The organism is Mesorhizobium sp. M0136, from assembly GCF_040322515.1.
In the GTDB taxonomy this organism is placed as follows: Bacteria; Pseudomonadota; Alphaproteobacteria; order Rhizobiales; family Rhizobiaceae; genus Mesorhizobium.
Genome location: NZ_JAMYTP010000008.1, coordinates 242,155 through 259,293, shown reverse-complemented (window position 1 = coordinate 259,293; position 17,139 = coordinate 242,155). Strand labels below are relative to the sequence as shown.

Sequence of the window (17,139 nt, the reverse complement as noted above, 5' to 3'; positions counted from 1 at the left end):
TTCGATTTTTTTTTCGCCCTGGGCTGGGTCCAATTGCCCCCCGCGGGGTTCCCTGTCTTTGGGCTCGTATGGGGCGCTCGCCCACACGGCCTCGGCGGCGGCCCTGTCGATGCGGCCACCGAGCGCCGAGAGCGCGGCTCGGGTCTCGGCGTCGTAGACCGAAAGCCGGCCGCCGCGGTGGAAATTATGCTGCCCTGCCGGTGGCCCATCGGCAGCGTCGATCCGGTGGAGCGCCACCAGAAAACCGGCCAGCGAACGGGCGAACTCAGTAAGATCGGCAATCAGTCCACCAGCCGCAGGTCTGCCGCCAAGCCAGCGATAGACGGACCAAGGCCATGGATAGCCTTCCCCGGGCGCGCCTTTGGCCAGCGGCGCGGGTATCGGCACAGGCAGGTGAGGCGCCAGGCGGGGCAGCCAGCGATGCTCCTTCTCGACCTGGGCGACATAGGCGGCGGCGCTCGGCAGCCGCACCGACATGCGATCGCCCAGTCGGAACGTGCGGTTGTCCCAGCCGCCAGGCTCGACCGGCTCTAGCGGCAGGTCCGCCCATTTGGGGAACTGCGCGGCAATCAGCCGGCGAACAAGTGCGGCATCTATCGGCATGCCTGGTGTTCGTTCATCGGGCGGCATCGGGCTTGCTCAGGTCTTTTGAATAGCCGGCGGTCCATCTTTTTGGAGTCGCATTCTTGCGGCGCCAGCGATTCCACTAGGCGGCAAAATTCTCTAAGCCTTGCGTTCCCAGCGCCGGTCAGGCGTTTGCTGCCAGTAGGTCACGGTGTGGCCCGCCTCCTTCATTGTCTTCCAGTGCGTGCGTGCCGCCTCTAGCTGGGCTGCATCGTGGCCGTCGAACAGGAACACGGCGCGCTGATAGCCGCCAAGCTCCGGCGGCACCGCCCCATCGACCAGGAAACGTATCTGCGCCTGGTTCGGATTGTCAGGGCCGACGGTCAGAAGAACCGGCTGCTCGGCGGGACGGGCTTCGCGGTCCGTTGCGTGGGCCAGGAACGAATCGTCCCGGAAAGTCCACAGATGCTGGTCCAGCGCGTCGCGCCGTTCCTCGGTGCCGGTCTGTACCACGGCGCGCCAGCCGCGATCGATACTGCGCTCCAGGAGGCCGGGCAGCGCATCCTCCAGCGTCGATTCGGTCAGGTGGTAAAATAGAATCTCGGCCATGCGTTCAGTCTACATTTTCGGAATCCCGCCCCAGCCGCTCATTGCTCGTAATGATCGCGCAGCAGCCGGTCGAGCAGCCTGACGCCGAAGCCGGAAGCCCATGACTGGTTGATCTCGTTGGAGGGCGCGCCCATAGCGGTGCCGGCAATGTCGAGATGCGCCCAGGGCGTGTCCTTGACGAAACGCTGCAGGAACTGCGCGGCGATGATGGCGCCGCCGTGGCGGCCGCCGATGTTCTTCATGTCGGCATTCTTGGAATCGATCAGTTTGTCGTATTCGGCACCGAGCGGCATGCGCCACACCCGCTCCTGCGTCGCCTGTCCGGCCGCCGTCAGCCGGTCCGCCAACTCGTCATTGTTGGAAAACAGGCCGGCATAATGCTGGCCGAGCGCGACCATGATGGCGCCGGTCAGCGTCGCCAGATTGATCATGAATTTCGGCTGGAAGCGGTCGTTGCAGTACCACAGCGCATCGGCCAGCACCAAGCGGCCCTCGGCGTCGGTATTGAGCACTTCGATGGTCTGGCCCGACATCGAGGTGACGATGTCGCCCGGTCGCTGAGCGTGGCCATCGACGGCGTTTTCGACCAGCCCGACAATACCGACGACATTGACCTTCGCCTTGCGCGCGGCTAGCGCGTGCATCAGCCCAGTGACGGCAGCAGCGCCGCCCATATCCCCCTTCATGTCCTCCATGCCCGATGCCGGCTTGATCGAATTGCCGCCGGTGTCGAAGGTGACGCCCTTGCCGACGAAGGCGACCGGGCTTTCCTTGGCCTTGCCGCCGTCCCACCGCATGACCGCGATGCGGGCGCCACGCGGCGAGCCCTGCGCTACGCCCAGCAGCGAACCCATGCCGAGCTTCTTCATCTCCTTCTCGGCCAGGATCTCGACCGTGACGCCGAGCGCCTCCAGTTCGGCGATGCGGGTGGCGAATTCCACCGGCCCCAGAACATTGGCCGGTTCATTGACCAAATCGCGCGCCAGCAAGACACCGTCGATCACCGCCGCTTCATCGGCGAAGGCCTTCTTTGCAGCTGCCGGATCGGCGGTGTGAATAGTCACCTTGACCGGCTTTTTTGGCTCGCGCTTGTCGTCACCATTGTTCTTTTTGGTCTTATACTTGTCGAAGGAATAGCTGCGCAGCAGGATGCCTGCTGTGAGCTGAACGGCTTGCCTGCCGCTGATGGCGGCACCGGGAAGATCGAGCACGACGGCCACTTCGGTTGCCTTGCGAAAGGACGCGGCAATCGTGCCACCGAGCTTCAGCCAACCATAATCATCGAGATTGGAGCCCTTGCCGGCACCGACCGCTACCAGCCGATCGAGCGATGTCCCTTCCGGTGCCAGCACTTCGACCAGGCTGGCGAATTTGCCAGTGAAGTCGGCGACCGGAAAAGCCCGATCGAGGGTCTTTGCCGGATCACAAGCCCTGGCGGCATCGCTGAGGTCGCCCTCGTCGGCCGCCAGAACGAAAACGCTGCCCTTTTTGGGCGCGGCGATTTTGGCGAAGGCGATCGAGGGTCTCGAATTCATGATGTCCTGCTTTCGGGAAGTGCGTTGGATTATCGCGAGAGGCGTTCGATTGGTCGGACCGAAAGGTGCCGTGTTGTTGCGTCAGTGAGCGGCGGGTTGAAACAGCTCGATGACATTGCCCGATGGGTCTTCGAGCAGGGTCTGCGAACCGCCGACGCCCGTTATGATATCGTTGCGAAAGACAAGTCCAGCACTCTTGAGGCGCGCGACCTCTTCTTTCAGGTCCGGCACCACCAACAAGATGTGGTTCCAGCCTCCCGGCACCGGCTGCCTGCCATCCGGCATAGCCCGTGCACCCGAACTGCCGGGTCCGCTTAGAAGGAGCCGTAACGCGCCGCGCGTGACGGAGGCAAAAGCCGGTCGCGCGTCCTGTTCGACGGTAAAGCCCAGTTGTCCACAATAGAAATCGATCGAGGTGGCGACATCATCGACCATGTAGCGAATGCTGACTGGCGTCATGATCATTGACCTTTCGGTTCGAGCACGCTCCAACAAGGCGTGTCAATTGCGGGCGGTACAATCGGCATAGCCCTGCTCACTATCGCTGCTTGACAATCCGCGCCGCTATCGCCCTGGCCTGAATGCGGGCATTGGCGAAACAACCGCGAATGCTCGGCCGCATGCCGGTAAACCACAGGCCGGGCAATTTCGGATCGGCATCGCCGCCGTTGAAAAGCGGAACGCCCTTGCCGTCGAGAACGCCGAGCTTGCCGACCATCTGCTCCAGACCGGTGCGATAGCCGGTCGCTGCAATGACGATATCGGGCGTGATCAACCTGCCGTCATTCAACACGATGCCGTCTTGGCTAAATTCCCGCAATGGCGGCACCACCACGATCGTGCCTGCCTTGATGGCGCGAACCGCGCCGTCGTCGGCTGCGATCGCGGTGTAGTCGGCGCTCAGACGGCTCGCACCGCCTGTGGGAGCCGGCGGAAGCCCAAATTTCGTCAGGTCGCCGAAAACCAGGCGCTGGGTTGTCGCCATCACCGCATCGGCCAGCCGCACCGGCAAGCTCGCCATTAACGGTGAAAGCCTGTGGACGGCGACCTTGCCGATGCGTTTCGGCAGCAGAGAGGGGCCGTTGCGGGCCGACAGCCAGATGCTTTGGGCATCTGCATTCGCAAGATGATTGAGTGCGTCGAAACCCGAATTGCCGGCACCGACCACCAGCACCCTTTTGCCGGCGTAGTCCTTCGCATCGCCAAAATCGGCCGAATGGATAATCCGGCCTGCAAAATCCTTCGTGCCTTTCCACGCGGGAATAAACGGCTGCCGGTCGCGCCCGGTGGCGACGACGACATGGCGCGCCAGACGACGTCCGGCGTTCGTCCGCACGGTCCAGTGATCGCCGTCGAACGTGACCTCTTCAACGGCAACGCCGAATGCGACCGGCAGACCATGCGTCTGGCTGAAATCGTTCAGATGGCGAATGACCGCCGATTTATGCGGAAAAACCGGGGTGCCTGCGGGATAGCCGACACCGGGGAGCGTCGAGAGATCGCGATGGGTATTGAGGTGCAGCCGCTGGTGGCGCCGATGCCAGGGTTCGGCAAGCCGACTCTCCTTTTCCAGGACGAGCGTCGGTACGCCGGCCTTCATCAAGGCGTGGGCGGCGGCAAGGCCGGCCGCGCCGGCGCCGACCACGATCGCGCCGTCAAAGACGGTTTCTCGACCGGTTTGACTGCGCAATTTTTCCGCTTCCATGCTGGGGCTCAACAGATCCTGACCCGTCTTATCACGCCGCGGCGGTCGCGACCGGCGCGACATTTGGTCGTTTTGCCGCATTTGACAAGACTTTGGCCGAAATCGCTCCCATATGCGATATCGAACCACCCACGATTCGTCGCGGCACGGCCCCGCTTCCAGCCGCAACCTGTTGTTAACCAACAATGTTCGCCTTTTCTTATCCATTGCCGCCGACACTCCGGCCCAGCGGAATGTACGATACGGGACAGAACCCGGATCGAACCGCCAAACTGAGCCAGTTGTGCAGCCGGCGCCGGACGACTACCTTGTTCCAAGGCATGATGCCGTTCGAAATCGCCGAGAAAAGCCTTCATGAAGGTCGTTGAACGTTACATCATGCGCCGTGCCTTCGCGGTATTCGCGCTGGCGCTCGTCTGGACGCTGGCGATCGTCTGGACGACTCAGGTCCTCGCCCGCATCGACCTCGTCACCGATAGCGGTCAGTCGGCCCTCACCTTCTTCGAAGTCGCAGCGCTGATCATCCCGACGATCGTTCCGATCGTCGTACCGTTCGCCCTGGTGGTCGCGGTCGCCCAGATCCTCAGCGTGATGAATTCGGATTCGGAGCTCGCCGTCATCAATGCCGCCGGCGCTTCACGCTGGACAATCGTCAGGCCGATCATGCTTCTGGCACTCGCAGCCAGCGTTTTTTCGTTCGCGGTCGACAATGGCGTCGACCCCTACGCGCGCCAGAAGAACCGCGAGCTGATAGCATCTTCGCGTGCGGATCTGTTGTCGTTGATCATCCAGGAAGGCACCTTCCGCAAGATCGATGACGGCCTGTTCCTGCAGGTTGGCGAACGGCTTCCCGACAATCGCCTCGGCGGCATCTTCGTCGCCGATTCGCGCGAAGAGGGCGTCAATCTCGTCTATTATGCCAAGTCCGGCAGCATCATCGAACGCGGCGACGAGAAGGTGCTGATGATGAATGACGGGGTGATCCATCGCAAAACCATGACCGGCGACCTCTCGGTGATCCGGTTCACCTCCTATGCCTTCGATTTTTCCGCTTTCATGTCGGCATCATCCGACATCCTGCTTTTGCCGAAGGACCGGACGACCCAGTATCTGCTCAATCCCAGTCCGAACGACAAGATGTACCAGCAAAAGCCGAACAGGTACCTGGCCGAGCTCGACCAGCGTTTTTCAGAGTGGTCCTATTCGCTCGTCTTCGCGCTGATCGCGCTCGCCGTCGCCGGAGATGCACGCTCGCATCGTGAGGCGCGTGTGCACCCGCTGATCACGGCAATCGCGATCGCGCTGTTCGTGCGCTGGCTCGGGTTCTTTGCCGCCGGCAAGGCCGACAAGGTGCCGCAATATGCCTATATGGTCTACGGCGTCCCGATCGTGGCATCGGCGATCGCCATCTGGTTCATTGTTTCCAACCGGACCATGGAACTGCCTGTTGCCTGGGCCGATTGGGTGACCAATCTTGCCGGCCGCTTCAGTGAGGGCTGGAGCGCCATCAAGCTCCGTTTTGCCGGGCGCGGCGCATCCGGACAGGGAGCCGGCTGATGGGCTGGACTCTGGGTCGGTACTTCTTCTTTCGCTATGTGACGATCACCATTTGGTTCTTCATCGGCCTTCTGGCGCTGGTGTTCCTGATCGATTTCACCGAGCTTTCCGGCCGCACGACCGGCGTGCCGGGCTTCACTTACGGGACTGCCTTCGCCATTTCCGGGCTCAGGATGCCGATGATCATGCTGCAGACGGTGCCGTTCGTCGGCCTGTTCTCGGCGATGGCGACCCTGGTGTCGCTCAACCGCAAATATGAATTGGTCATCGCCCGTTCCGCCGGGGTTTCAGCATGGCAGTTCCTGCTGCCATGCTGCATCGGGGCGCTGCTGTTTGGTGCCTTGTCGGTCGGCGTCATCAATCCGATAGCGGCGCACGCCTATTCCTGGTCCGAGCAGATCGAGACCCAACTCCGTTCGGGCAAGTCGAATACGGTCTCGGCCGATGCCGCACCCTGGATCAGGCAGAAAACCAGTTCCGGCGATACCATCATCGGAGCGCGCGCCATTCTCGATCAAGGCCTGGAGATGGCCGACGCGGTCTTCTTCAGCTTCAGTCCGCAAGGCGATATCATCGAGCGCAAGGATGCGGCGCGCGCCTTTTTGCGGGACGGCTACTGGGAATTGCAGGACGTCAAGATATTCCGGGACGGCACCATCCAGTCGTTACCCAGCGATCGGCTGCCGACCAATCTCAAGCCGGAATTCGTGCAAGAGCGGTTGGCGCGCCCTGAGACTATCCCCTTCTACGATTTGCCCGGCAAAGTCGAAGTGGCCCGCTCCTTCGGCCTCAAGGCAAATGCCTTCGCCATGCAGTTCGATTCCCTGGTGGCGCTGCCCTTCCTGCTTGTCGCGATGACGCTGATTGCGGCAACGGTATCAATGCGATTTGCGAGGATGGGGCAGTCGGCGACGATGATTCTGGGTGGCATCGTGGCCGGCTTTCTGCTTTATGTCGTTTCGGTGCTGGTCAAGGCATTCGGCGTAGCGGGATTCGTACCCACAGCCGTAGCGGCTTGGGTCCCGGTTGTCGTGGCTATGTTCTTCGGGGTGACATTCCTGCTATACAAGGAAGACGGCTAGTGAGGGAGGCGGTTTTGCGCAGCCATAGGCACGCCGGTTTGGCACGCCTCTCTGCGGCGAGCGCCTTGGCATGCCTGCTTGCCAGCGTCGCCCCGGCTGCTCCGGCTTTTGCCCAGGACGTCAGTGACCTGGCGACGAAGGTTCCGAGTGGCACGCAGATGCTGCTGGCAGCCGATACGCTGGTCTACGACAACGACAAGCAGACCGTGACGGCCGTCGGCGGCGTCCAGATCGACTACGGCGGCAACCGTCTCGTCGCCCAGCGGGTCGAATACAACCGCAACACCAAACGCCTCGTCGCCAGCGGCAATGTCGAACTCGTCAATAGCGACGGCACCAAAATCTATTCGCAGCACGCCGACATCACTGACGATTTCGCCGATGGGTTCGTCAACGCGCTGCGGGTCGAGACCATAGACAAGGCCTACTTCGCCGCCGAAAGCGCGGAACGCATGGGCGGCGTGCTGACGACGTTCCACAATGGCGTCTACACCGCGTGCGAGCCGTGCGAGGACAAGCCCGACAAAGCGCCGACCTGGCGTATCAAGGCCAGGAAGATCATCTGGAACGGCGAGAAGAAGACGGTTCGCTTCGAAAACTCGAACTTCGAGTTCTTCGGCTTTCCGCTGGCCTATCTGCCGGCTTTCGAGATCGCCGACCCAACGGTCAAGCGCAAGAGCGGCTTCCTGATTCCCGGCCTCGCCTACAAGAGCGACCTCGGCGTGGGTGTTAAAGTCCCCTATTATTTCGCGCTCTCGCCGACCTACGATCTCACTGTCACCGGCAGCGGCTATACCAAGCAAGGTTTCCTCGGTGAGGCCGAGTGGAGGCAGCGCTTCAACAACGGTCAGTACAGCCTGAAGATTGCAGGCATCCGGCAGGAGAATCCCGACGCCTTCATCGACGACAATGGCCACAACGTGAATTCGGGTACCGAAGGCGACCCGAACAGGTTCCGCGGCATGATGGGCACCCAGGGCCAGTTCGCCATTAACCCGCGCTGGGACTTCGGTTGGGACATCCTGCTGCAGAGCGACAAGAATTTCGCGCGCACTTACGACATCGATGGCTTCAACGACAGCGTGCACCGCTCCGAGGTGTATCTGACGGGACTCAACGATCGCAATTACTTCGATGTGCGCGCCATGCACTTCGACGTTCAGGAAGACACGCTCGCCAGCGATCCGACCGCACGCGCCGCCAAGCAGCCCTGGGTGCTGCCCTCGCTCGACTACGCCTATATCCCCGACATGCCGGTGGCCGGCGGGCAGCTCTCGTTCGACGTCAACGCGCGGGTCATAGACCGCGACAGGCTCGATACGGCTCTTGCAAATTCGGGCATCCCTTCGTCCGTCAACAACGTTCGCGGCATCGACGGTCAATCCGGCCGCCTTACCGCGGAAGCCGAATGGAAGCGCACCTTCACCACCGATGGCGGGCTGCTGCTGACGCCGCTCCTGGCGCTGCGCGGCGACGCCGGCTATGTCAACGCCTCCTCCGCCTCGCTCGACGCCATCAACCAGATGGCGACCAATCTCGGCGTCGAGGACGATATGCGTTCATCGCTTGCCCGCTTCATGGCGACCGCCGGCCTTGAGATGCGCTGGCCGGTGCTGTTCTCGATGACCAGTTCCAGCCATGTCTTCGAGCCGATGGCGCAAGTATTCATGCGTCCGAACGAGCAATATGTCGGCGGGCTGGCGGTTCCCAACGAGGACGCCCAGAGCTTCGTCTTCGACGCCACGACGCTGTTTGAGCGCGACAAATTCTCGGGCTATGACCGCATGGAAGGCGGCACACGCGCCAATGTCGGGCTCCGCTATTCCGGCGCATACGACAATGGCTGGGGCACCAATGCGGTGTTCGGCCAATCCTACCAGCTCGGCGGCCAGAACTCGTTCGGCACGCCGGATCTGGTCAACGTCGGTGCCTATTCGGGTCTTGAAACTGCAACCTCCGACTATGTCGGCCTTGTCGGCTTCAACAGCCCCAGCGGATTTTCCGGCTCGGTCAGCGGCCGTTTCGACGAGCAGAGCTTCGAGATCCGCCGCGCTGAGGTAAAGGCCGCCTTTTCAGGCCTGCCGGTATCGCTGAGCGCCAAATACGCCTTCATCCAGGCACAGCCGCTCTATGGCTTCTCCACGGATCGCCATGAGGTCACGCTCGGCGCCTCGACGCATCTTGCCGAGAACTGGCGCGTCTTTGGCACCGGCACATATGATCTTGAGCAGAGCGTGCTGGTCAAGGACGGCGTCGGCTTTGCCTATAGTGATTCGTGCTTTACCTATTTGATGACGTTTTCGGAAAGACGTGACCTTAACACCAGGGAAGTGTCGCAGAACGTCGGCTTCAACCTGTCGTTCCGCACGCTCGGCGATTTCGGCTCGTCGCAACGCTCCATCGACACCATCCAATAACGGCAGTCGGCAACGGGGTGGCTGGCGGACGACATTGTTTCGCCGCATAGAGCAGGCACGGATTTCGGCGACCTAAACTGGGATGGGTTGGGTCGAATCGGGATGGAACTGGGATGCTTTCGATGAGGAAATACCTCTTTTCGGCAGGGTTCGCGCTGCTGGTGGCGTTCTCGACCACCGCAGTGACGCGGCCGGCTTTCGCCACCGAGATCAAATACGTCGTCAACAACGTACCGATCACCACCGGCGACATCCAGCATCGGGCCGCTTTCCTGCGCCTGCAGCGCAGAAAGGGCGATGCCGGCCAGGAAATGATAGATCAGACGCTGCGCTCGGCCGAGGCTCGGCGCCTAGGCATCCGCATCAGCGATGCGCAGGTCGATGCCGCCTATCAGCGTTTCGCCACGAACAACAAGATGCAGCTCAAGCAGCTTGACGGTGTGATGGCGCAATCAGGCGTCACCAAGGAGCACTTCAAGGAATTCATCCGAGCGCAGATGGCCTGGAACCAGGCGCTGTCCGCGCGCTACCGCTCCGCCGACGGGGGCGGCGCCATAAGCGAGCAGGACGTCGTCAAGCGCATGCTCGAAAAAGGCGGCAGCAAGCCGAGCGCCACCGAATACATGCTGCAGCAGGTCATCTTCGTCGTGCCGGCAGCCGAGCGCAGCGCGACGCTGGCCAAGCGCAAGCGCGAAGCCGATGCCATGCGCGCCCGCTTCAACGGCTGCAACACCACCCGCGAATTCGCCAAGGGCCTGATCGATGTCACCGTTCGCGACCTCGGCCGGGTGCTGGCGCCGCAACTGCCGCCGGACTGGGCCGAGCAGATCAAGGCCACCAAGGTCGGCGGCGCCACCGCGACGCGCGAGACCGACCGCGGCGTCGAATTCGTCGGCATCTGCTCGTCGCGCGAAGTGTCGGACGACAAAGTCGCGCAGATGGTGTTCCAGAGCGAGGGCTCGAGCGACAAGAACGCCGACGAGCTCTCAAAGAAATACGTCGAGGAGTTGCGGAAGAAAGCCCGCATCATCGAGCGCTGAAGTCGGCATCGCCGTGCCTGACGCAGAGCTTCCGCTGGCGTTGAGCGTCGGCGATCCGTCCGGCGTGGGGCCGGACATCGCCATCGCCGCTTGGCAGGCCCGCGACAGCGCCGGCGTTCCGTCTTTTTATCTCCTTGCCGATCCGGCGCTGATTGCCGCGCGGGCGCACGGGCTCGGCACCGATATCGCGATTGCCGAGACGACGCCGGCGCTAGCGCCTAGTATGTTTTCGCGCGCGCTGCCGGTGGTGGCGCTTTCCGCCCGTTTCGTCGACAGTCCCGGCCGCCCGGATCCAGCCAACGCCGCCGGAATCATCGAGGCGATCGACCGCGCCGTTGCCGACTGCCTGGCCGGCCGCGCTGCCGCGGTCGTCACCTGCCCCATTGCCAAGAAGCCGCTCTACGATGCCGGCTTTCGCTTTCCCGGCCACACCGAATATCTGGCGCATCTGGCATCGCTTCACACCCGCACCGAAGTGACGCCGGTGATGCTGCTTGCCGGTCCGGACCTGCGCACCGTGCCGGTCACTATTCACATCGCACTGGCCGAGGTGCCGAAGGCGCTGACGACCGACCTGATCGTCGCCACCGGCCGCATCACCGCCGCCGACCTTGCAAACCGCTTCGGAATTGCCAAGCCGCGGCTCGCCATCGCCGGCCTCAACCCTCATGCCGGCGAAGGCGGCGCGATAGGCACCGAAGACGAGCGGATCGTGCGCCCGGCGATCGACAGGCTGAGGCAGGAAGGAATAGAAGCCTTCGGGCCATTGCCGGCCGACACCCTGTTTCACGCTCGCGCCCGCGCCGGCTATGACGTGGTGCTCTGCATGTATCATGACCAGGCGCTGATCCCCGCCAAGGCGCTGGCGTTTGACGAGGCAGTCAACGTCACGCTCGGCCTGCCCTTCATCCGCACCTCGCCCGACCACGGCACCGCCTTCGACATCGCCGGCAAGGGCATTGCCCGTGCCGACAGCCTGATTGCGGCGCTGAAACTCGCTCGCCTGCTTGCCGATACCGGGAAAAGGCCGTAGGCCACTGGGCCCAATGAGCCCAATTCGATGGCCTTAACCCGACGAGCCCAGCCCGATGAGCCCAGCCCGATGAGCATAGACGGCCTGCCGGCACTGCGCGAGGTGATCGAGCGCTATGGGCTGCAGGCAAAAAAGGCACTCGGCCAGAATTTTCTGCTCGACCTTAACCTGACAAGCAAGATTGCGCGGACCGCCGGCGACCTGAGCGACGTTACGGTTATCGAGGTCGGTCCCGGTCCGGGCGGGCTGACTCGGGCCCTGCTCCTCAACGGCGCCCGGCGGGTCGTCGCGATCGAGCGCGACGAGCGCTGCCTGGCGGCCCTGGCCGAGATCGCGAACCACTATCCGGGTCGGCTCGAGATCGTGGCCGGCGATGCGCTGAAAACTGATTTTGCAGCGCTTGCCAAAAGAAGCGGCGGGTCGGTGAAAATCGTTGCCAACCTGCCTTATAATATCGGCACCGAATTGCTGATCCGCTGGCTGACCGTGACCGAGTGGCCGCCCTTCTACGCGTCGATGACGCTGATGTTCCAGCGCGAGGTCGCCGAACGCATTGCAGCCAGCCCCGGCAGCGAGGCCTATGGCCGGCTCGGCGTGCTTACAGGCTGGCGGACGGAGGCGAGGATCGTCTTCGACGTGCCGCCCCAGGCGTTCACACCGCCACCCAAGGTGACGTCCTCGGTGGTGCATCTAGTGCCGCGCGCCAGCCCCTTGCCGGCAGAGGTCAAGCGGCTTAGCCGCGTCACCGAAGCGGCATTCGGCCAGCGCCGGAAAATGCTGCGGCAGAGCGTGAAAAGCCTCGGCGGCGAGGCACTGCTCACCCGCGCCGGCATCGATCCGACCAGGCGTGCGGAGACGCTCAGCGTCGAGGAATTCGTTCGCCTGACCAACGCGGTGTGATGCCGGGAAGCCTCCGGGTGGAATTTCCGCTCTCATGGCATAGATAGCCGGACAAACCCTGCCCGGAGACAAACAGTGGCCGCCTATGTCATTTCCGACGTCACGATCCGTGACGCCGAGGCTATCGAAGCCTACCGCGCCCGTGCGGCTGCCTCCATCGCCCAGCATGGCGGGCGCTATCTGGTACGCGGCGGCGAGGTGGAAAGGTTGGAAGGCGACTGGTCTCCCGGGCCGCTGATCATCGTGGAATTCCCCGACATGGACACGGCGCGGCGTTGGTACCGCTCCGCCGAATATGCCGCGGCATTGGAGCTGCGCGACGCCGCGCTCAGCCGCAATCTGATCCTGGTCGCGGGGACAGCGCCTTGATCAATCCGTCTTCTCATCGAGCAGCCCCGAGACGAAATCGAACAGGCCCGGCCGGCGATCGCGTCTGAGCCGTTCGGCGGTGACGATGCCGCGCACCTCGGCGAAAGCGCGGTCGAGATCGTCGTTGACGATGACGAAATCATACTCCTTCCAGTGCTCGATCTCGTTGCGGGCGTTCTTGAGACGCGTCTCGATCACCGCTTCCTGGTCCTCGGCGCGACGCTTCAGCCGTGCCTTCAATTCCTTCATCGACGGCGGCAGGATGAAGATCGAGACGATGTCGGCGCGCATCTTCTCCTTGAGCTGCTGAGCGCCTTGCCAGTCGATGTCGAACAGCATGTCGCGGCCTTCGGCCAGCGCCTGTTCGGCCGGCTCGCGCGGCGTCGCGTAGCAATTGCCGTGCACCTCCGCCCATTCGAGCAGCGCATCGGAATCGCGTAGCCGCTCGAACTCGCGCATGGTGCGGAAGTGGTAATGGACGCCCTCGATCTCGCTGCCGCGGCGTGGCCGCGTGGTGACCGAGACCGACAATTCGAGGCTGGAATCGCTCTCCAGCAGATTGCGTGCAATCGTCGACTTGCCGGCGCCTGACGGCGACGACAAGACCAGCATCAGCCCGCGGCGCCGAATGCGGGAACCCAAATCCCTAGCGGTCATGGGGCTTGGCAGTCATGTGGCTTGGCATCGGGATCATTCCAGATTCTGGACCTGTTCGCGAAACTGGTCGACGACCGCCTTCAGCTCCAGCCCGATGGCGGTGACCGCGGCAGCATTCGACTTGGAACACAGCGTATTCGATTCGCGGTTGAATTCCTGTGCCAGGAAATCGAGCTTGCGGCCGATGGCGCCACCGCCGGCGAGCAGCGCCCGCCCCGACGCCACGTGCGTCTTCAGCCGGTCGATTTCCTCGCGTATGTCGGCCTTGGTGGCCAGAAACGCCGCTTCCATATGCAGCCGGCTGGCGTCCAGGTTGGCGGACGCGTCCATCAACAGGCGGATCTGCTCGGCGAGCCTTTCGCGGATCGTGGCCGGCTCGCGTGATGGATCGGCCTCGGCCCGCAGCGTCAGCGCCTCGATGGCATCGATATGGCCGGACAGCAGGGAACGAAGTGCGGCACCTTCGCCCTGGCGCGCCTGCTGCAGCCCGTTCAGTGCTGCTTCCAGCGCCGACAGTATCGCGGTATCGAGCGCACTGCGCGCCTCTTCGGTTTCGATGGTTTCGGGAATGTCGAGGACGCCGCGCAGCGCAAGCAGCCCGTCGGCCGCCGCAGGGGCTACCCCGAACTGCTCCTGCAGCCGCTTGGCCAAGCCCGCCAGATCCTTCAGGAAAGCCTCGTTGACCACGGGTTGCGCTTGCGCGCCGGCGGCGCGGCCAATGGTCAGCGTCATCTGAAAATTGCCGCGCGCAAAACGCTTTTGCACCGTCTGCCGGACGGCCGGCTCCAGCCGGTCGAAACCTTGCGGCAGCCGCAGCCTGACCTCGACGCTTTTGCCGTTGACGGACTTGGCTTCCCAGGCAATCGAAGTGCCGTCGTGTTCGGCGACACTGCGCGCAAAACCGGTCATGCTCTGCAAGTTCATGTAGCCGTGTGTCCCTTTGCCGAATGCCCTCAAGCCGGAGCGATTTTCTTTCCGGGCAGGATCATGTGAATTTTAATGCCATAGCAGCCCTTGCACATCCACCCGGACATGCACAGGGCCAACCTGATGGCGTCCGGCCCTACTGGGCGGCGGTGGCGCCCGCATCGTCAACGATGGCTCCCGCCGGCGTGTCGGCTCCGGTATTGGTTGCCCCGGCCTTGGCGGCGTCCTGCGCCTGCTTTTTCAGCAGTGCCCGGTAGCGAGCGACATTCTCGTTATGCTCATCGAGCGTCGAGGCAAAGACGTGGCCGCCGCTGCCGTCGGCGACGAAGTAGAGATCGCTGGTCTTCGACGGATTGGCGACGGCCTCCAGCGCCGCACGGCCGGGATTGGCGATCGGCGTCGGCGGCAAACCGCTGATCAGATAGGTGTTGTAGGGCGTCGGCTTCTGGATGTCCGACTGATAGATCGGGCGGTCGATGGGTTTGCCCTTGCCGCCGAAGAGGCCGTAGATGATAGTCGGGTCCGACTGCAGCCGCATACCCTTGGCCAGCCGATTGAGGAAGACGGCGGCTACGCGCGAGCGTTCATCGCCCTTGCCGGTCTCCTTCTCGACGATCGAGGCCAGGGTGACAAAATCCTCAACATTGGCGATCGGCAGATCCGGCGCTCGTCGCTGCCAGACCTCATCGACCAGCTTCTTCTGGTCGGCCAGAAGCTTGTCAACCATCTGCTGGCGTGTTGCGCCGCGGGTGAAGCGCAGCGTGTCGGTGGCGAGGCTGCCCTCAGGTGGAGTGGTCGACGGCATATCGCCGGTCAGCGCGTCCTGCTCGGCGATCCGTTGCAGCGCCTGCTCCACCGTCAGCCCCTCGGGGATAGTCAGCGAATACATCACCGACTTGCCGCTCTTCAGCAGTTCCATGATGTCGTGCATCGACGCCTGCGGCTTGATCTCGTATTCGCCGGCCTTCAGGGCGGAATCATTGCCGAAGGCGCGCACGCCAAGGCGGAAAATGCGGGCGTCGCTGATCAGTCCTCGCCGCTCAAGCTGGTCGGCGATCTCCTGGACGCCGCTATTCGGCTTGACCAGGAAAGTGTCCCCATTGGCCGACGGACCGGGCTCGTTGAACTCCTGCTTGCCGAAATACAGCGCAACGCCTGCCGCCAGAACCATAAGCATCACCGAAGAGATGACGAAGTTCATGAACACAACGAACTGGCTGCGCGAGGCACGCGAGCGCTTCGGCGGCGGCGTGCCGGCCTCGGGCCGCAACGCCTCGCTGGCCGTTTTCGGCACGATCGGGCCGGACGTTGCTGGCCGTTGCCCAAATTCCCCGTTATCGGCCGGATTTGTGTTCATAGCGCCCTACCATTTGATCTTGCGACGAATCCCCTCGGGCAGAGTAGGGGCGAATATGGCAAAATTGACGGCAGACGGAAACCGGCAGAGCGGTCAGCCATTGTAGCGCTGGAAGACGAGCGAGGCGTTGGTGCCACCGAAGCCGAAGGAGTTGGACAGCGCCACGTCGATCTGCCGGGCTCGCGGCTTGTGCGGCACCAGGTCGATCGCCGTTTCGCGCTCCGGATTGTCGAGATTGATGGTCGGCGGCGCGATGTTGTCGCGAATGGCGAGGATGGAAAAGATCGCCTCGGCAGCACCAGCCGCGCCCAGCAGGTGGCCAATCGACGATTTGGTCGACGACATCGATATCTTAGAGGCGGCGTTGCCGACCAGCCGCTCAACGGCGCCGAGTTCGATCGTGTCGGCCATGGTCGATGTGCCGTGCGCGTTGATGTAGTCGACATCTGCGGGCGTCAGCTTCGCCCGGTTTAGCGCCGCTGTCATGCAACGGAAAGCGCCGTCGCCATCCTCGGCAGGCGCGGTGATGTGATAGGCGTCACCGGTCAGACCGTAGCCGGTGACCTCGGCATAGATCTTGGCGCCGCGGGCCTTGGCGTGTTCGAGCTCCTCGAGCACGACAACACCGGCGCCCTCGCCCATGACGAAGCCGTCGCGATCGCGATCATAGGGGCGCGAGGCCGTTTGCGGCGCGTCGTTGCGCTCGGTGGAGAGCGCGCGGCAAGCGGCGAACCCGGCGATCGACAGTCTCGTCACCGGCGCTTCGGCGCCGCCTGCGACCATAACGTCTGCATCGCCCCAGATGATCAGGCGGGCGGCGTCGCCGATGGCGTGCGCACCGGTCGAGCAAGCGGTGACGACGGCGTGGTTTGGGCCTTTCAGCCCATGCCGGATCGAGACCTGGCCGGAGACGAGGTTGATGATCTGGCCGGGGATGAAGAACGGGCTGATGCGGCGCGGGCCGCGTTCCTTGAGGATCATCGCATTCTCGGCGATGCCTTCGATGCCGCCGATGCCCGAACCGATCAGCACGCCGGTGGCGCACTGATCCTCGTGCGTCTTCGGCTGCCAGCCGGAATCCTTGAGTGCCTCGTCGGCGGCCGCGATCCCGTACAGGATAAAATCGCCGATCTTACGCAGTTCCTTCGGCTCGAGAACGGCTTCAGGATTGAAAGTGGCGTTGGAGCCGTCACCGCGCGGAATGACGTGGGCGACCTTGCAGGCAAGGTCTTCCACCTCGAATTCGGTGATGCGCTTGGCTGCGCTGCGGCCGGTCAGAAGCTCCTTCCAGCTGTGCTCGAAGCCCATGCCGAACGGCGAAAGCAGCCCAAGGCCCGTGACGACGACACGCCTCATCGCAGGTCCTCCTCGGTGATGACTGCAAATA

General features: G+C 63.2%; 16 protein-coding genes. 7 read left to right on the top strand and 9 right to left on the bottom strand.

The window, feature by feature from the left end:
- The 5 genes from NKJ35_RS12755 to NKJ35_RS12735 form a co-directional block, all read right to left on the bottom strand.
- Positions 1–603: phosphotransferase (locus tag NKJ35_RS12755; protein WP_352647403.1), on the bottom strand; the 603-nt coding region annotated here is incomplete at its 3' end.
- A 120-nt stretch (positions 604–723) separates the two neighbouring features.
- Positions 724–1,173: a DNA polymerase III subunit chi gene (locus NKJ35_RS12750; RefSeq protein WP_352647401.1), complete on the bottom strand. Its 450-nt coding sequence runs from the start codon at positions 1,171–1,173 to the stop codon at positions 724–726.
- 38 nt (positions 1,174–1,211) lie between these two features.
- On the bottom strand, positions 1,212–2,708 hold the full coding sequence (locus tag NKJ35_RS12745; RefSeq protein ID WP_352647399.1) for a leucyl aminopeptidase: 1,497 nt from the start codon (positions 2,706–2,708) through the stop codon (positions 1,212–1,214).
- An 81-nt stretch (positions 2,709–2,789) separates the two neighbouring features.
- A complete protein-coding gene (locus NKJ35_RS12740) occupies positions 2,790–3,173 on the bottom strand; it encodes a VOC family protein (RefSeq protein WP_352647397.1) in 384 nt (127 codons plus the stop codon).
- Positions 3,174–3,246: 73 nt separating this feature from the next.
- The gene (locus tag NKJ35_RS12735; protein WP_352647396.1) at positions 3,247–4,413 is read right to left on the bottom strand and encodes a flavin-containing monooxygenase; all 1,167 of its coding nucleotides are present in this window, start codon (positions 4,411–4,413) and stop codon (positions 3,247–3,249) included.
- 354 nt (positions 4,414–4,767) lie between these two features.
- On the opposite strand from NKJ35_RS12735, the gene lptF reads away from it, so the two are divergent.
- The 7 genes from lptF to NKJ35_RS12700 all read left to right on the top strand — a co-directional run bounded on the left by lptF (position 4,768) and on the right by NKJ35_RS12700 (position 12,811).
- A complete protein-coding gene (gene lptF / locus NKJ35_RS12730; RefSeq protein WP_352647395.1) occupies positions 4,768–5,970 on the top strand; it encodes an LPS export ABC transporter permease LptF in 1,203 nt (400 codons plus the stop codon).
- Entirely contained in the window at positions 5,967–7,052 is a 1,086-nt protein-coding gene (gene lptG, locus NKJ35_RS12725) for an LPS export ABC transporter permease LptG (protein WP_352647431.1), read from the top strand. The genes lptF and lptG overlap by 4 nt, the downstream gene beginning before the upstream one ends.
- Positions 7,052–9,469, top strand: a complete 2,418-nt coding sequence (locus NKJ35_RS12720) for an LPS-assembly protein LptD (RefSeq protein ID WP_352647393.1) — start codon at positions 7,052–7,054, stop codon at positions 9,467–9,469. The genes lptG and NKJ35_RS12720 overlap by 1 nt, the downstream gene beginning before the upstream one ends.
- Positions 9,470–9,582: 113 nt before the next feature.
- Entirely contained in the window at positions 9,583–10,509 is a 927-nt protein-coding gene (locus NKJ35_RS12715; protein WP_352647392.1) for a peptidylprolyl isomerase, read from the top strand.
- A 13-nt stretch (positions 10,510–10,522) separates the two neighbouring features.
- Positions 10,523–11,542, top strand: a complete 1,020-nt coding sequence (gene pdxA, locus NKJ35_RS12710; RefSeq protein ID WP_352647390.1) for a 4-hydroxythreonine-4-phosphate dehydrogenase PdxA — start codon at positions 10,523–10,525, stop codon at positions 11,540–11,542.
- Positions 11,543–11,611: 69 nt separating this feature from the next.
- The gene (gene rsmA / locus NKJ35_RS12705; protein ID WP_352647388.1) at positions 11,612–12,442 is read left to right on the top strand and encodes a 16S rRNA (adenine(1518)-N(6)/adenine(1519)-N(6))-dimethyltransferase RsmA; all 831 of its coding nucleotides are present in this window, start codon (positions 11,612–11,614) and stop codon (positions 12,440–12,442) included.
- Between the two features lie 75 nt (positions 12,443–12,517).
- Positions 12,518–12,811: a DUF1330 domain-containing protein gene (locus NKJ35_RS12700; RefSeq protein WP_352479236.1), complete on the top strand. Its 294-nt coding sequence runs from the start codon at positions 12,518–12,520 to the stop codon at positions 12,809–12,811.
- Here NKJ35_RS12700 and gmk read toward each other — a convergent pair whose 3' ends face one another.
- The 4 genes from gmk to fabF form a co-directional block, all read right to left on the bottom strand.
- The gene (gene gmk, locus NKJ35_RS12695; protein ID WP_254820312.1) at positions 12,812–13,468 is read right to left on the bottom strand and encodes a guanylate kinase; all 657 of its coding nucleotides are present in this window, start codon (positions 13,466–13,468) and stop codon (positions 12,812–12,814) included.
- Positions 13,469–13,501: 33 nt separating this feature from the next.
- Positions 13,502–14,392, bottom strand: coding sequence for a YicC/YloC family endoribonuclease (locus tag NKJ35_RS12690; RefSeq protein ID WP_023677702.1), 891 nt, complete (start codon positions 14,390–14,392; stop codon positions 13,502–13,504).
- 139 nt (positions 14,393–14,531) lie between these two features.
- Positions 14,532–15,752, bottom strand: coding sequence for an endolytic transglycosylase MltG (gene mltG, locus NKJ35_RS12685; RefSeq protein ID WP_352647386.1), 1,221 nt, complete (start codon positions 15,750–15,752; stop codon positions 14,532–14,534).
- Between the two features lie 93 nt (positions 15,753–15,845).
- Positions 15,846–17,108, bottom strand: a complete 1,263-nt coding sequence (gene fabF / locus NKJ35_RS12680) for a beta-ketoacyl-ACP synthase II (RefSeq protein ID WP_254820314.1) — start codon at positions 17,106–17,108, stop codon at positions 15,846–15,848.
- Between the last annotated feature and the right edge of the window lie 31 nt (positions 17,109–17,139).

What these genes read in the sequence shown, in the direction of transcription:
- NKJ35_RS12750 (WP_352647401.1), bottom strand. Translation starts at nt 1,173, where the DNA reads ATGGCCGAGATTCTATTTTACCACCTGACCGAATCGACGCTGGAGGAT.
- NKJ35_RS12745 (WP_352647399.1), bottom strand. Translation starts at nt 2,708, where the DNA reads ATGAATTCGAGACCCTCGATCGCCTTCGCCAAAATCGCCGCGCCCAAA.
- NKJ35_RS12740 (WP_352647397.1), bottom strand. Translation starts at nt 3,173, where the DNA reads ATGATCATGACGCCAGTCAGCATTCGCTACATGGTCGATGATGTCGCC.
- NKJ35_RS12735 (WP_352647396.1), bottom strand. Translation starts at nt 4,413, where the DNA reads ATGGAAGCGGAAAAATTGCGCAGTCAAACCGGTCGAGAAACCGTCTTT.
- lptF (WP_352647395.1), top strand. Translation starts at nt 4,768, where the DNA reads ATGAAGGTCGTTGAACGTTACATCATGCGCCGTGCCTTCGCGGTATTC.
- NKJ35_RS12715 (WP_352647392.1), top strand. Translation starts at nt 9,583, where the DNA reads ATGCTTTCGATGAGGAAATACCTCTTTTCGGCAGGGTTCGCGCTGCTG.
- rsmA (WP_352647388.1), top strand. Translation starts at nt 11,612, where the DNA reads ATGAGCATAGACGGCCTGCCGGCACTGCGCGAGGTGATCGAGCGCTAT.
- gmk (WP_254820312.1), bottom strand. Translation starts at nt 13,468, where the DNA reads ATGACCGCTAGGGATTTGGGTTCCCGCATTCGGCGCCGCGGGCTGATG.
- NKJ35_RS12690 (WP_023677702.1), bottom strand. Translation starts at nt 14,392, where the DNA reads ATGAACTTGCAGAGCATGACCGGTTTTGCGCGCAGTGTCGCCGAACAC.
- mltG (WP_352647386.1), bottom strand. Translation starts at nt 15,752, where the DNA reads ATGAACACAAATCCGGCCGATAACGGGGAATTTGGGCAACGGCCAGCA.
- fabF (WP_254820314.1), bottom strand. Translation starts at nt 17,108, where the DNA reads ATGAGGCGTGTCGTCGTCACGGGCCTTGGGCTGCTTTCGCCGTTCGGC.